Consider the following 13821-nt stretch of genomic DNA (forward strand, 5'->3'; position numbering starts at 1 on the left):
TCGTCGCAGGTTATATCGTTCGTGTTTCCGCGAGCTCTTCCGCGGTCGGCGATCTGAGAAACACGAGCGCATCCCGGCGCCACGCCACGAGGCCGAGATCGTCCAGCGCTTCGAGCCAGCCTTCCATCGGCCAGCGCCCCCATCGGGCGTGGAAGCGCGTAGCATTGCGGACGATGTCGCGCACATGCTGGACCGGCGGTTCGTGCGACGCGTGATGCTGGTGGCACGCGGTCGCCCCGCCGACGAAGATCAGCGGCGTGCCCTGCGCCGCCGCGCGATAGCCGAAATCGGTATCTTCGCCGCCATAGCCGACAAAGTCGGCATCGAACCCGCCGAGGGCTGCGTAGCGATCCCGCCGGATGGCGAACGCCAGCGACCAGAACAAGCCCGCATTCTGCTCGACCCGATAGCCGTGGGACGGAAATCGCCGCACCGGATGCGGCTTGCCGCGCAGGCGCAGTTCGGCTTCGGTCCACGCGCCGCGGGCGTCGTCCGGCCCGAGATAAAGCACGTCCGCGCACAGCAGCCCGTCGATCGTTTCCAGCAGCGAACCCAGGCCGCCGAGGCAATCGGACATCGGAATGCAATCGACATCGAGGAAGACCAGCTGATCCTGCCGCGCACGTGCGGCGGCGCGATTGCGTGCCGCCGCCAGCGGCAGCCCCTGGGTCTCGAACCGATCGACGACAACCGGAAACGGGCAGGATGGAATGGCGGCGGGCGTATCGCTCATGTCGACGATGACGAGTTCGTCGGGCTGGCGCGCGCTCCGGCGAAGACCTTCGATCAGTTGATGGAGATGCGCCTCGCGATTTCGCACGAGCGTAAGGACGGAGATGCCGCTCACCGCCGGGCCCACAGATCCAGCCGATAGCGGTCGTGCCGTTCCGCCCGCACCACCCCGAAATCGCGCCCGATCGCGTTCCAAAGCCGCTCGACCGCCGCGTCGCCGCCTTGCGGATAGTCGGTCGCGCCGGTGTAGTGGACGAGGATGACGCGCCCGCCCGGGGCGATGTTCTCCCGCAGCCAGTCGGCGGCGCGGGCAAGGTCGCCAGTGTCCCAATAATAGATGACCTCCGACAGGATCACGAGGTCGAACGTCTCGCCCACCGGAGCCTCGCGGGGGAATGCCATCGTCCTGAAGACCGCTTGCGCGCGGTCACCCAGTCGCTGCTGCGCCAGCGCCAATGCGCGATGGCTGATGTCGACCGCGAGCAGCGTGTCGCACAGATCGACGATCTGCGCCGTCAGCACGCCATGCGCGCACCCCACCTCGAACGCGCTGGCATAGCGGCGGTCGGCGAGCACGGCGCGCGTCTGCGCGAACTTCGCGGCTTCATAATCGCTGGATGCGAGACCCCAGGGATCGTCATCCTTCGCGAAGATGCCATCGAAATAGGCGGCATCGAGGCTGCCACCGCCGGTCATGCCCGAACCCGGCAAAGATCGAGGATATCGAACGGCGTCATCCGGCATTGCTCCGCTGACAATCTGAACCCGTCGCCCATGACCGGGGAAAGCTGGCTGCGATGGGCGCGCAACGCATGGCGGCGATGCCCCGGCCGCAAGGCTGCCGTCCGGATCCGCCGGCGTGCGTTCGGCGGCGCCGCGCTCCACACATGATAGGCGAACAGCGCGACGCGCCGACGCGCCTGCCGAACCGCGGCCGCCGCGAAGCCGAAGGCGGCGACATGATCGCAATGGCTTTCGGCCCGGTCGGTCACCGCGATCGCATCGATCCGGCGGCGGCGCAGCATGGCGGCAAGCCATGCGACATCGCGATCGAAGCGCGGGCTGCCGGGTGCATGCGGATGCGCATCCTGCCAGCCGACCCAGTCGATCGCCGTGCCGCGGGGCGAGAGCCGGCGGATCGCAGCCCTCGCCTCGGCCCTGCGCGCTGCGGCGAGCCGCGGCGTTCCGTCGGGATGCGAGCCTGACCCGTCCGTGAGATAGAGGATGCCGCCCAGGCGCCCACCCCGCGCCGCCTGCCCGATCAAAGCCCCCGCACCCAGCGTTTCGTCGTCGGGATGCGGCGCGATCACCAGCCAGCGGGAACGCGCCCAGACGCTGCGATCGAGCGGTTCGGGGTTCACCACAGCCTGTCGTCCAGCGGCCAGCAATCATGATCGAGAAAGGCCTGCGCCGCCATGTCGTGCATCTGGTCGCCGCCCGCCTGGCGGAGGTAGAGCGAGAGGTCGCGGGCGATCTTGTCGGCAAGTTCGCCGTCGAAGGCACTGCGCGTGCCCAGGATCCGGGCAGCCGCTTCCATCACGAAGAAGCCGGAGCGCTCGACGACGCCACGCGCCAGCCGTGCGATCGCAGGCGCATCCGCATCCTCGTTCGCAGCGCGCTCCGCCGCTTCGCGGACCCAGAATCCCGCGGTGCGCGCGGCGATCACGGCATCGGCGAACCGTGCCCGCGCTTGCCCGTCAGCCTCGCGCCGCGACTGCAGCGCCTGGCGGATCTGGCCGAGCAGCGCCTCGATTCCGCCCAGCTGCACCGCGCAGAAGCGCCACGCGCCGGCGGTGAAGCGCGGATCGCGGTCATAGTCGCCCGCCGCCCCCAGCAGCATTGCGGCGTCGGCCGGAAGCCCCGTCACATCGTATCGGCCACTTTGGCTGGCCCGCATGCCGCGAACCCGCCATTCACTCAGGTCCGCACGGCCGGCATCGTTTGCCGGAACGATCGCGAGGCGCCGATCGGTGCCCTCCACCGCGGCGGTGACGATCGCATAGTCCAGTCCGCCGGCCCCGCTCGCGAACGTCTTCGCACCGCTCAGGACCGGAGAAGCATCACCCTCCAACCGCACCCCGGGCGTCGGCTCCGTCGCCCAGACCCCGAACCACGCCCCGCGCCGGAGCGCCGACGCGAGCCACGCCCGCTGTTCCGCCGTTCCATACCAGTCGAACAGCAGCAGCGCGTTGACATGTCCCTCGAAGAGCCTGCCGACACTGAGATCGCCGCGCCCCACCTGCCGCAACGCACCGAGCATCGCCGCGTATCGGGACCGGCTGCCGGCGAACGGCTCCCCACCGGCGTCGGGCGGCGCAAACCGGTGATGATAGCCCGCCGCCCGCAGGCGGTGCAGGCTGTCGATCGGAAACAGGGGCGCGGCATCGTAGCGCGCGCCGAGGCGCTGCAGGACGGTCACGATGTCGGCGGCATCGTTGGCCTCGGACGCGGATGCGATGGTCATGCCGATGGCTGCCGGATCGGGGTTGCCGCCATCGCCACCAGCCATTGCGCGGCCTTCGCGGCGCCGTCGCGATCGTGGAGGCCGGCGAGCGCGGCCGGATCGAGCGCCTCGACGCGCTCGATCATCGCCGGCCATTGCGGCGACGCCGGCCAGTCGGGCGAGACGATCGCGGCGCCCAGGTGCGACAGCCGCCGCGCCTTGCAATGCTGCTCGTCGAACGGACGTCGCTCCGGGATGCAGATGAAGGGACGCCGATTGGCGATCACCGACGCGACCAGACCGTCGCCCCCGGCGCCGACGACCACGCCCGCGCTGGCGATATGCCGGTCGGCGTCGTTGACCCAGCCCCGCAGTTCGAGATTGGGCGGCGTGTCGCGCGGCGCCGTGCAGGGCCCGATCACGCGCCAGCGGCGGTTCGGGACCGCGCGCGCGGCCTCCGCCCAGAGCGCGCCATCCGATGGCTGGCCGCCCCGGCCGACGACGCCAACGACGAGATCGGTCTGGACATGTTCGGGGGCGGCCGCCGCGCCGATCCCGGAGGCATAGAAGCTCTTGCCGCGGATCACCGCGTCCACCGCCTCGTCGTCGAGGTCCGGATGGAAGGGTGCCAGGAGCGCCGAGGCGCCCTGATAGGCATCGAGGTGCGGGCGATCGGTACGGTGGCCGCTCAGGCGGACATAGACCGTGGGTACGGAGGCGAGCCGCGCGAGCATCGCGACCTCCACCGACACGTCGACCACGAACAGCCGGGGGCGCGCCGACGCGATCCAGTCGGCGATTTTCGCCACCCGCCAGCGTATGCCCTCATGGTCGAGCGGCGCATAATGGAGCGAGCCCGGGCGGCCGACATGATCGGCGCCATCGAACGATCCGGCCGTCAAGCGGTCGTCGGGAAGATCGACGCAGGGAATGCGGCCGGTACGGCCGGTGAGACCGGTGCCCAGCAAGGTGATTCCACCGCCGGCGGCCTGGGCGATCGCCAGCGCGCGCTGGCGGTGGCCGTCGCCATGATGGTGGACATAATAGCCGATCATCCGCGCTTTTCTCCCGTCATTCGGGCAGCGCCATGTCGCAAATCATCGGCGCCAGCCTGCGTTCGGCCAAGATGAGCTCGCGACCCAGGCCCCGCACGCGGCGATCGCGCCGCCAAGCGGCACGGCTGCGCCATTGATCGAAATGGGGAACGTGAACCGCCGCCCCTTCGTCGGCCGCATCCGCCCATGCCCGCATGACGTCGGCCATTCCCCCGGCCGCGCGGCCATCGGTGCGGGGCGAAACCCAGATCCAGACCCCGGGCGGATGCAAGAGCCGGCCACCCACGGCCACCGCCGCGTCGACCAGCGCCCGGTCCTCGCCCGTCGCGATCAGCGGCACGCCGCCGGCGCGCCGATACAGCGCCGCAGTCAGCGCAAGGCTGGCACCGGTATGATCGCCATGCCGCGGCGGCGGATCCCAGGGCCTGGGATCCAGCCCGTCCTCGATCTCGCGCACCTGCTGCCAGTACCGATCGAACCGCGCCCGCAGTCGAAGGATGCCGATGGGGGCATCGGCCTGCGGATCGAGGTCGATCCGGCCGCCGAGGATATGGTCGTCCGCTGCGGCGGCGAGATTGGCGGCGATCCAGCCCGGCGGCGGCCGGCAATCGGCGTCCGTCGAAATGAGCAGCCCCCGGTCGTCCTGAAGCATCTCCACGCCCAGGTCCATCGCGCCGCGCCTTGCCGAGCCGGCATGCGCGGCGGGCGCATCGAAGCTGCGCTCGTCGACGGCGAGCGCGATGTTGCCGAAGCGGCGTGCCACCGCTCTGGCGACGTCCGCGGTGGCATCGCTGCAATTGTTGGCGCACAGCGCAACGCGGATCGTCGATGCGATCGTCTGCGCGGCAAGCGCCTCGATCAGCGTTCCGATATGATCCACCTCGTTGCGCGCGGGCACGCAGACGCAGAACGGGCGCGTCATGCGGCGCTCATCGCCACGGAAGCCGCCGGTGCGCGGGCGTTGCCGGGGATGATCGCCTGCGGCTTCGCCGCCGCGACCATTTCGCGATAGATCGTCTCATAGCGATCGACCATTCGTTCGGCGTCGCAATGGCTCTCGGCACGCCGCCGGCACGCTGCGCGATCCAGCGTCAACGCCTTGCCGATGGCACCCGCAAGAGACGCGACATCGTCCGGATCGGCCAGGGCGCCGCAATGGGGATCGAGGATGCCCGGCACGCCGCCGCGGCGGAAGGCCGCGACCGGGGTACCGCAGGCCAGCGCTTCGGCAACCACCAGCCCATAGGGCTCTTCCCAGCGCGGCGTACACAACGCGGCGCGGGCGCCACCGACGAGGCGTGCCAGCGCCGAATGCGCCAGGTGCCCGACATGAACGACATCATCCCCCAGGCGCGGACGGATGACGTTCTCGAAGAAATCCGGATCCGAAATCGGGCCGGCGATCCGCAGCGGCAGTCCAACCGCACGTGCAGCGTCGATCGCCATATCCAGGCCCTTCTCGGGCACGATGCGGCCATACCACACGAGATAGCAGGAAGCATCCGGCGCGGCCTGATAGGGAAACTGGGCGAGATCGATGCCATTGGCCACGACATCGCCGACATGCGCAACATGCGCCCACATCTGCGCGGTCGCATCCGAGACGGCCACGTAGCGGACCGGCCCGCGGCTCACGCGCATGCCGCTCTCCAGCCAGCAGAAGGGCGGCGTATGAAGCGTCGTCAGCAACGGCGTCGCGATCGTTTCGGCCATGCTGACCGGGAGATAATGCAGCGAGTTGTTGTGGATCACGTCGAACGTCCGGCGGCGCAGATCGGTCATCAGGCGGAGATAGGCGTGATGTTCGCGGAAGAAGGCGACGTCGTTCGCTTCGGCAACGCCGGTGCCCAACAGCGACGTTTCGTCGCAGATCGCCTCGACGCCGAGAGCGGGATCGGACCGTGTCGAGGCGAACAGCGTCACGTCATGACCGCGCCGTCGCAACGACGCCGTCAGCAGATGGGTGTGCATTTCGAGGCCACCGGCAAATGCCTCTGTAATCGCATGTTTGAGGTGCGCAATGACGGCGATACGCAAGACGGCCTCCCGTTGGAACTGGAGCGACCAAGACCCGCCAGCCCTTATCAAACGACCGACCGCGCTATAGTTTCCGTTGATAAATGTTACGTTCGACTGATAAATGTTAGCCTTATCCAACACGGCTCCCGAATAAATCTTTTAGAAATGTACCAATAATTTTGGCACAATTATCCCGTTGTCGCGTTAAGGCCATCTCACTTTCACGACATGAAGGAATCCCCATGTCCGATTATGACATCAAGACATTGAACACGCTCATCGAGACGACGCTCGACAGCGCCGATGGCTATCGCGAAGCCGCAGAGGACAGTTCACGCTTCACGGCGCTTTTCCAGAGCCGCGCCACGGAGCGTAGCGCCGCCGCTGCCCGGCTTCAGCGGGAAGTCGTGACGCTGGGGGGAACCCCGGAAGAGGACGGCACGGTCCTGGCGAAAGCGCACCGTCTCTTCGTCAACCTGCGCAACAGCATCTCCAGCGGCGATACCGCGGTGGTCGACGAGGTCGAGCGCGGTGAGGATCATATCAAGGCGAAGTTCGAGGCGGCGCTTGCCGACAACGAGCTCGGCGTATCGACCCGTGCCGCGATCCAGGATGTCTATAGGTCGGTGAAATCCGGGCATGACCAGATGCGGGATCTCAAGCACAGCCTCCACGGCGCCGCCTGACCGCTGCGCGGCCCCGGCAACGGGGCCGCGTCCCGTTCGCGCCATCGTTGCTCCCCTGTCGGAACCTCGATCGATCCCGCGCGATCAGCTTGTGCGAGCCGTCCTCGTCGCATGCTGTCGCGCGTTCCAGGTGGGTAAGAATGATGGATATGTTCAAGACGTTTCGTAAGGCGACGCGTCTGGCGAGAAATCGGCGCCCGCTTTCGGCAGCGCTCGAGTTGAACAAATTGCTTTTGGCGCCTGCGGCAAAGCCCGCACGCAAACGCAAACCGCAGACAAAGAAAGCCACGCGCATCAAAACGGCGCTCAACCCGCTGCCGCGGCCGGCGGCGGGCTCATTCGTTTCGGCGGATTTCACCTGTTCGCACGGCTCGCTCGCCTACATGCTGTATACGCCGGTCGGATCGATCCGACGGCGCATGCCGATGGTCGTCATGCTGCATGGCTGTTCCCAGACCGCCGGCGATTTCGCGGTCGGCACCGCGATGAACAGGCTGGCGGACGAATTGGGCTTCATCGTCCTCTATCCGGAGCAGGCGCGCTCGGCAAACCTTGCGCGCTGCTGGAACTGGCACCGCACGAACCATCAGCGCCGCGGCAGCGGCGAGCCCGCGGTGATTGCCGCGCTCACCCGACACGCGATGCTGGCGACCCGCGCCAACCCCGCCCGGGTCTATATCGCCGGCATCTCCGCCGGCGGGGCTGCGGCCGCGATCGTCGCCGCCGCCTATCCGGAATTGTTTGCCGCGGTGGGCGTGCATTCCGGCGTCGCCGTCGGCGACATCAGCACCCTGAGCGAGGCGATGGCGGCGATGGGCGGGAAGCGCGAGGCGCGCTCGAACCGCAGATTGCCGACCCAGCGCCCGACCATCGTCTTTCACGGCGACCATGATCGTACGGTGCATCCGTCGAACGCGGCCGGCTTCCTGACCAATCTCGAGCAGGCGGCCCCCGGACCCCTGACCTCGCGTACGCAATCCGGCGTCGCATCCGGCGGACGCGCGTTCACGCGGCGCACCTTCCGGGACCAGAGCGGACGGCTGATGCTCGAGGACTGGACGATTCACGGCAGCGGCCACAGCTGGTCCGGCGGCAGCCGGCTCGGATCCCATACCGATCCCGCAGGGCCGGATGCCTCACGGGAAATGCTTCGCTTTTTCCTGGCACAGAGACGCGCGGCATCGAAGGCAGCAGCCGGCGGGACGTGACGGCAACCCTGCGCGCACCGCGCCGTATCGACGTTTGACGCGGCCATGCATGCCGGTCGTCATCGTCCGGGCGGCGATGGCCGCTTTCTGGTGCTGCGGCGCGGTCAGAGGACCGGTGCGGGCGCCTCGACCGCGTCGAGCGGCACCGCCGCGTCGAGTTCCAGGAGCGGCTTGATCACGCCGTCGCGCAGGTCATAGACCCATCCATGCAGCGCCAGCGGGTGGCCGGACGCCCAACGGGCCTGCACGACCGCCGTGCGGGCCAGGCGGATAAGCTGCTCGCGAACGTTGAACTCGACGAACCGGTTGACGCACGCGTCTTCATCGCCGGCGGTCTCGATCTCTTCGGCGTGCGCCGCATGAACCGAGCGGGCGTTGGCAAGCCATCGATCGACCGCGCCCTCGGTCCCGCCGGACCGCGCGGCCTTGATCCCCCCGCAGCCATGATGCCCGCACAGAATGATATGCTTCACCCCCAGCACATCGACCGCATATTGCAGCACCGCCATGCAATTCAGATCGTCGGCGTCGATCAGGTTCGCAATATTGCGGTGGATGAACATCCCGCCCGGAGGCGTCATCGTGATCTGCTCGGGACCGACCCTGCTGTCCGAACAGCCGATCCACAGGAAATCGGGCTTCTGGCCGGCCACCTGACGGCTGAAGAAATCCGTGTTCTCGTCGAGCAGCTCGAACGACCAGGCCCGGTTCGCCAGGAGCAGCTGTTTGTACGTTCTCATGCGAAGCTGACCTCGAGCCCGGGGGCATTGATGAGCGGGGCGCTGCGCCGGGCGATGTCGCCCCGGACCACCACGCTGATACCGCGGTATTTCGCCCCGGTGATGAATGCGTTGATCACGTCGATATTGTCGAGATCGACGTAGCTCGTCGACGAGAGGTCGATCAGGAGATTGCGACCGTCGGGAACCCGCGCCAGCTCGCGCTGCAGTTCATATTTGTGGATGAAGTACAGATTGCGGCGGGCGCGGATCAGGCAATCCTCGTCGTCGCAGACGAACGTTATCGCCGAGCGGAAATTCCTGCCGACGACGAAGATGAAGCCGATCGCCAGGCCGACCAGGATGCCGGTCAGCAGTTCCGTGAGAAGGATGGCCGCCACGGTGGCAACGAACGGGATGAACTGCGTCCAGCCCTGCCGATAGCGCTGGAGAAACAGTTTGGGTTTGGCGAGCTTGTAGCCCGTCGCGATCAGGATCGCGGCCAGGGCGGATAGCGGGATAAGGTTCAACAGCGTCGGAATCAGCATCACGCTCAGCAGCAGCCACGCCCCGTGAAGGATCGTCGACAGCTTGCTTTCCGCGCCCGCCTCGACGTTCGCCGACGAGCGGACGATCACCGACGTGATGGGAATACCCCCGATCAGGCCCGAGACGATGTTGCCGCTGCCTTGCGCGAACAGCTCGCGATTCTTGTCCGTCAAAGCGCGCCGCGGGTCGATCTCGTCGACCGCCTTGACGCTCAGAAGCGATTCCAGCGTCGCGACGATCGCCACCGTCACCGCGGTGATCCAGACCATGCGGTTGCCGATCGCCGAGAAATCCGGAAGGTCGAACAGCGAAAAAAAGCCGCCGATGCCGTTCGCGACGGGCACCTGGACGAGGTGCGAAGGCTGGATGTGCAGCGCGGGCGCGACATAGCCCAGCAGCAGATTGCCGAGCACGCCGATCAGCACGACGACGAGCGGGCCGGGAAGAAACCTGAACGGTCCCGTCGAGGGGCGGGCATGATCCCACCAGAAGAGAAAGGCGAGGCTGGCCGCGCTGATCAGGAGCGCGCCCCACAGAACGCTTTCCCGCAGCGCATGCGAGATCGCCGAGAAGGTGTTGTAGCCATTGCCCTGGAAGAAGGCGAAGCTGCCGGAATAGTCGCCGTCATACCCGACCGCGTGCGGCACCTGCTTCAGGATCAGTATGAGGCCGATCGCTGCGAGCATGCCCGTCACCACCGAGGAGGGCACGAACTCGCTGAGGACGCCCGACCGGGTCAGACCGAACAGGATCTGCATGATGCCGGCAAGCACCACGGCGAGCAGGAACGCCTGGAAGCTCGGGAGCGTCTGAATGGCGTCGAAGACGATGACGGTGAGCCCCGCCGCCGGTCCGCTCACCGACAGGCGCGCCCCGGACAAGGCCCCGACGACCACACCGCCGACGACGCCCGCGATGATGCCGGAAAAAAGCGGCGCGCCCGAAGCCAGTGCGACACCGAGGCAAAGCGGCAATGCGACAAGGAAGACGACAAGCGAAGCGGGGGCATCCGATTTGATTGATTTCAGCAAATTGCCTGTCGGCACCTGATTCTCCTAAGCCCGTTCAAAAATCCCCGTAGCCGGCCCTTCTCATGAAATGTAATATTTCTAAACTATATTTGCATGCAGACACGATTTGATTTATTCTGGTGCACGCCGATCGATCGGCCGATTTCATGTAGAAAGCGATGATCGAGCAGTGCACGTCAGGCGGAATATTTGTCCGCTCACGAGGAGACATCCGGGCCCGCTGCATCATTTGGGCATCTACCGCCCTCCCCCGCCCGCGGAACGTCGCACGCTCTCCCATCTGCAGCGTCGGGCAGGCGAAACCCTGCACGACCGCCGCCCGGATCCGGTTCCGGACGGGTTCAAGCTCAATCCCATTGAAGACAGGGTCTCGATCTCGATGTTTTTCAAACGCTGGCTCAACGCGCTCTCGCAGGACATGGCGATCGATCTCGGCACGGCGAACACGCTGGTTCACGTCCGCGGCCGGGGCATCGTCCTGAACGAGCCCTCGGTCGTTGCCATCGAGACGATCGACGGCGTGAGCCGGGTCAAGGCCGTGGGCGACGACGCGAAGCTGATGATGGGCAAGGCGCCCAGGCAGATCCGGGTCATCCGGCCCATCCGCGATGGCGTCATCGCCGACATCGACATTGCCGAACAGATGATCAAGCACTTCATCCAGAAGGTGCATGGCGCCCGGCGCCTGCGGCGCTGGCCGGAGATCGTCGTCTGCGTCCCCTCCAGCTCGACGTCGGTCGAGCGCCGCGCCATCCGCGACGCGACCTCGAATGCGGGCGCATCGAGCGTCTGGTTGATCGAGGAGCCGATGGCAGCCGCGATCGGCGCCGGCTTGCCCGTCACCGAGCCCGTCGGCTCGATGGTGGTCGACATCGGCGGCGGCACCACCGAGGTTGCCGTGCTGGCGCTTCGCGGACTGGCCTATTCCACGTCTGTCCGCGTCGGCGGAGACAAGATGGACGACGCCATTTCGTCCTACGTTCGTCGCAACCACAACCTCCTGATCGGCGAAGGCACCGCCGAGCGCATCAAGAACGCGGTCGGCACCGCGCGTATGCCGATCGACGGCCAAGGTGCCGAACTTCGGATAAAGGGTCGCGATCTCGTCAACGGCGTTCCCAAGGAGGTCGCCATAAACCAGGCGCAGATTGCGGAGGCGCTCGCGGAGGCCCTTTCGGCGATCGTGGACGTGGTCCGCACGGCCTTGGAAAACACCGCCCCCGAACTCGCCGCCGATATCGTCGATGGCGGTATCGTCCTTACCGGTGGGGTCGCCCTTCTCCACGGCATCGACGAACTGCTGCGCGACGCGACCGGCCTTCCGGTCACGGTGGCCGAAGATCCGCTCACCTGTGTGGCGCGCGGCACCGGCCAGGCGCTGGAGGATCCGATCTACCGGGGCGTCCTGCAGGCGACCTGACCCGAAATCGTGCGTGCCATCGACGGGCCGCTACGGCGCCACATCCCGTTCGAGCGCGGCCTGCAGGTCGGCAGGATCGACCGTTACGGTACGGATCGTGCCGCCGGCCTCGATGTAGAGCAGCGTGGCCACGCGCACATAGGTCGTGCGGTCATTGCCCTCGATAACCTCTTCGTCGGTTTCGACCGCGTAGACGCCCGGCGGCTCGGGCGCCTTGAAGCCCTTCAGCCGGAACGGCGACCGGAAGGTAACCGACGACCCGGTGGTGCGCATGCCGGTCATCGCGGACGGGTGGTCGATCCGCGATTGACGCGGCGCATGCCGGACGCATAGGTCGCGCCGCTTTGGCCGGCCGGCTGATACGGCGCCACCGGGATGCGGCTTTCGGCCAGGCGCGCACGATACCGGGTCACGAAACCCTCATGCGCCTTGCGGACGCACGGATCGACCGCCGCTTCCATGAGGCGGATCGACGCGTCCAGCCGGCCTTCCAAATAGCTGGAGGTGGTCATGAGCATGGCTCCCGTTCGGCAAGCGAGAGCGCAATCGTCTCTCTGTCACGGCATGCTTGCGGTCAGAACCGGGTGATGTCCCATCATAGCACGGCCTGCCGCAAGCGGCACTATGCTATCCGCAGCGGCCAGGGTTTGTCGGTGACCGAAACGGCGATCGTCATGCCCTCGAACGCGTCGGGATCGCCGACATAGCTGCCGGCCACCGGCACCGCATGGACCATGTCGCGCACGACCGCGACGGGCACGAGATTATGGCCGCCGAACCCGTGATTGGTGGGATCGAAGGCGATCCAGCCGGCGCCCGGCAGATAGATTTCGGCCCAGGCATGCGTGGTGCCGCTGCCGGCCGCGCCGGCCAGATCGCCATCGCTGTTGTGGACATAGCCGGAGATCAGTCGCGCCCCGAAGCCGAGCAGACGCGCCGCCTCCACGAACAGGAGCGCGAAGTCGCGACACGATCCCATGCCGCGATCGAGCGTCTGCAAGGGCGGCTGGGTGCCTTCCTCGTCGCGCGTCTGATAGACGGTGCCCGCCGCCACGCCGGCGCTGAGATCCTTCAGCAGCGACAGCGTATCGGTGGGGTTGCCGCGCACGAACGCCCGCGCCCAGTTGCCGAGACGACCGGCGGGATCGGCATGGCATGGAACGGCGAGCACGCCCAGTTCGGCCCATTCGTCGTCGGAATAGAAAAACGGATAGGAAATGGCCGACGCCGCGATGTCGAACACGGGCCACTCGGCCGCATCGATGCGGACCTGGGCGACGCTTTCGACCACGAGGCTGTCGGTCATCTCCGAGAAGGTCGCGGCGACGACGGTGTTTCCGTAGACATCCTGACCCCAGGTCAGGCGCGCGCGCGGCGTAATGCTGATGTCGAATGCGATCAGCCTTATGTCGCGGCTTTCGCGCGGACGCAGCATCAGGCGATGCGGCCCGAGGCTCACGGGCTCCCTATAGCGATAGGCGGTGCGATGGCGGATGCCGATGACGGTCATCCGGCAGTCACGGATTCGTGAAGCCGCGATCCGGATTCTCGCTGAACGCCCGCTCATGCTGCTCGCGCTGCTCCCGCTTGGCATCGGCGAGCGCCAGCGCCGTCACGCGCGTGCGATCCTGGCGCTGCTCGCGCTTTTCGGCCTGGACGGCTTCGAGGTTCCAGGCGGCGGCCGCCTTCTCCGCGACGGAACGGATGTTCGCCAGCGGTGTGGCCGCGGCGCGGCTTCGTTGCAGCTTTTCCTGCGCGCGGCAGAGAATGGATGACGGATACATGGAGGCCGACCTTTCGTGGGAGGAGATGTGCGGTGCGGCGATCAGTTCTTCATCAGGTTTGACAGCGTTCCCTTTTGCGAAGGCTGGGATGCGTTGGGCTTGGGCGGTTGCGGTTTCTTGGGCTTGCGGGCTTCCTTGGTGCCCTTGCGCTGACTCTTGGCCATGCCGTTCGTTC

17 protein-coding genes are annotated in these 13821 nt (G+C 67.0%); 3 read left to right on the top strand and 14 right to left on the bottom strand.

Features of this window, described 5'->3' with window-relative positions:
• Nucleotides 1–10: 10 nt before the first annotated feature.
• From NX02_RS20715 to NX02_RS20745, 7 genes are read right to left on the bottom strand one after another with little or no spacing between them, the layout of a single operon-like run.
• Nucleotides 11–847 (bottom strand): glycosyltransferase family 2 protein, encoded by an 837-nt coding sequence (locus NX02_RS20715; protein WP_025294104.1) that lies wholly within the window; start codon nucleotides 845–847, stop codon nucleotides 11–13.
• The gene (locus NX02_RS20720; RefSeq protein WP_025294105.1) at nucleotides 844–1428 is read right to left on the bottom strand and encodes an SAM-dependent methyltransferase; all 585 of its coding nucleotides are present in this window, start codon (nucleotides 1426–1428) and stop codon (nucleotides 844–846) included. The genes NX02_RS20715 and NX02_RS20720 overlap by 4 nt, the downstream gene beginning before the upstream one ends.
• Nucleotides 1425–2093 (bottom strand): PIG-L deacetylase family protein, encoded by a 669-nt coding sequence (locus NX02_RS20725; RefSeq protein ID WP_025294106.1) that lies wholly within the window; start codon nucleotides 2091–2093, stop codon nucleotides 1425–1427. The genes NX02_RS20720 and NX02_RS20725 overlap by 4 nt, the downstream gene beginning before the upstream one ends.
• Nucleotides 2090–3241: an acyl-CoA dehydrogenase family protein gene (locus NX02_RS20730; RefSeq protein WP_245648658.1), complete on the bottom strand. Its 1152-nt coding sequence runs from the start codon at nucleotides 3239–3241 to the stop codon at nucleotides 2090–2092. Before NX02_RS20730 ends, NX02_RS20725 begins: the two co-directional genes overlap by 4 nt.
• Nucleotides 3193–4230, bottom strand: coding sequence for a glycosyl transferase (locus tag NX02_RS20735; protein ID WP_025294108.1), 1038 nt, complete (start codon nucleotides 4228–4230; stop codon nucleotides 3193–3195). Before NX02_RS20735 ends, NX02_RS20730 begins: the two co-directional genes overlap by 49 nt.
• 16 nt (nucleotides 4231–4246) lie before the next feature.
• On the bottom strand, nucleotides 4247–5152 hold the full coding sequence (locus tag NX02_RS20740) for a glycosyltransferase family 2 protein (protein ID WP_025294109.1): 906 nt from the start codon (nucleotides 5150–5152) through the stop codon (nucleotides 4247–4249).
• The gene (locus tag NX02_RS20745; protein WP_025294110.1) at nucleotides 5149–6267 is read right to left on the bottom strand and encodes a glycosyltransferase family 4 protein; all 1119 of its coding nucleotides are present in this window, start codon (nucleotides 6265–6267) and stop codon (nucleotides 5149–5151) included. The genes NX02_RS20740 and NX02_RS20745 overlap by 4 nt, the downstream gene beginning before the upstream one ends.
• Nucleotides 6268–6491: 224 nt before the next feature.
• Between NX02_RS20745 and NX02_RS20750 the strand changes: the two genes are divergently transcribed.
• Entirely contained in the window at nucleotides 6492–6935 is a 444-nt protein-coding gene (locus tag NX02_RS20750; protein WP_025294111.1) for a PA2169 family four-helix-bundle protein, read from the top strand.
• 89 nt (nucleotides 6936–7024) lie between these two features.
• Nucleotides 7025–8143, top strand: coding sequence for an extracellular catalytic domain type 1 short-chain-length polyhydroxyalkanoate depolymerase (locus NX02_RS20755; RefSeq protein WP_245648659.1), 1119 nt, complete (start codon nucleotides 7025–7027; stop codon nucleotides 8141–8143).
• Nucleotides 8144–8247: 104 nt separating this feature from the next.
• Here NX02_RS20755 and NX02_RS20760 read toward each other — a convergent pair whose 3' ends face one another.
• On the bottom strand, nucleotides 8248–8883 hold the full coding sequence (locus NX02_RS20760; protein ID WP_025294113.1) for a carbonic anhydrase: 636 nt from the start codon (nucleotides 8881–8883) through the stop codon (nucleotides 8248–8250).
• Nucleotides 8880–10457 (bottom strand): SulP family inorganic anion transporter, encoded by a 1578-nt coding sequence (locus NX02_RS20765; protein ID WP_053000690.1) that lies wholly within the window; start codon nucleotides 10455–10457, stop codon nucleotides 8880–8882. The genes NX02_RS20760 and NX02_RS20765 overlap by 4 nt, the downstream gene beginning before the upstream one ends.
• A gap of 364 nt (nucleotides 10458–10821) precedes the next feature.
• On the opposite strand from NX02_RS20765, the gene NX02_RS20770 reads away from it, so the two are divergent.
• Entirely contained in the window at nucleotides 10822–11862 is a 1041-nt protein-coding gene (locus NX02_RS20770; protein ID WP_025294115.1) for a rod shape-determining protein, read from the top strand.
• A gap of 30 nt (nucleotides 11863–11892) precedes the next feature.
• On the opposite strand, the gene NX02_RS20775 is transcribed toward NX02_RS20770, so the two are convergent.
• The 5 genes from NX02_RS20775 to NX02_RS33945 all read right to left on the bottom strand — a co-directional run bounded on the left by NX02_RS20775 (nucleotide 11893) and on the right by NX02_RS33945 (nucleotide 13810).
• Nucleotides 11893–12144 (bottom strand): hypothetical protein, encoded by a 252-nt coding sequence (locus NX02_RS20775; RefSeq protein ID WP_025294116.1) that lies wholly within the window; start codon nucleotides 12142–12144, stop codon nucleotides 11893–11895.
• Nucleotides 12141–12374 (bottom strand): hypothetical protein, encoded by a 234-nt coding sequence (locus NX02_RS20780; protein ID WP_162232712.1) that lies wholly within the window; start codon nucleotides 12372–12374, stop codon nucleotides 12141–12143. Before NX02_RS20780 ends, NX02_RS20775 begins: the two co-directional genes overlap by 4 nt.
• A gap of 110 nt (nucleotides 12375–12484) precedes the next feature.
• Nucleotides 12485–13372 carry a transglutaminase family protein gene (locus tag NX02_RS20785; protein ID WP_025294118.1) on the bottom strand — a complete coding sequence of 296 codons (888 nt, stop codon included), beginning with the start codon at nucleotides 13370–13372 and terminating at the stop codon, nucleotides 12485–12487.
• Between the two features lie 7 nt (nucleotides 13373–13379).
• Nucleotides 13380–13646, bottom strand: coding sequence for a hypothetical protein (locus tag NX02_RS20790; RefSeq protein ID WP_025294119.1), 267 nt, complete (start codon nucleotides 13644–13646; stop codon nucleotides 13380–13382).
• Between the two features lie 41 nt (nucleotides 13647–13687).
• Nucleotides 13688–13810, bottom strand: a complete 123-nt coding sequence (locus NX02_RS33945) for a hypothetical protein (protein WP_281178242.1) — start codon at nucleotides 13808–13810, stop codon at nucleotides 13688–13690.
• Nucleotides 13811–13821: the final 11 nt, after the last annotated feature.

The organism is Sphingomonas sanxanigenens DSM 19645 = NX02 (assembly GCF_000512205.2).
GTDB classification, from domain to species: Bacteria; Pseudomonadota; Alphaproteobacteria; order Sphingomonadales; family Sphingomonadaceae; genus Sphingomonas_D; species Sphingomonas_D sanxanigenens.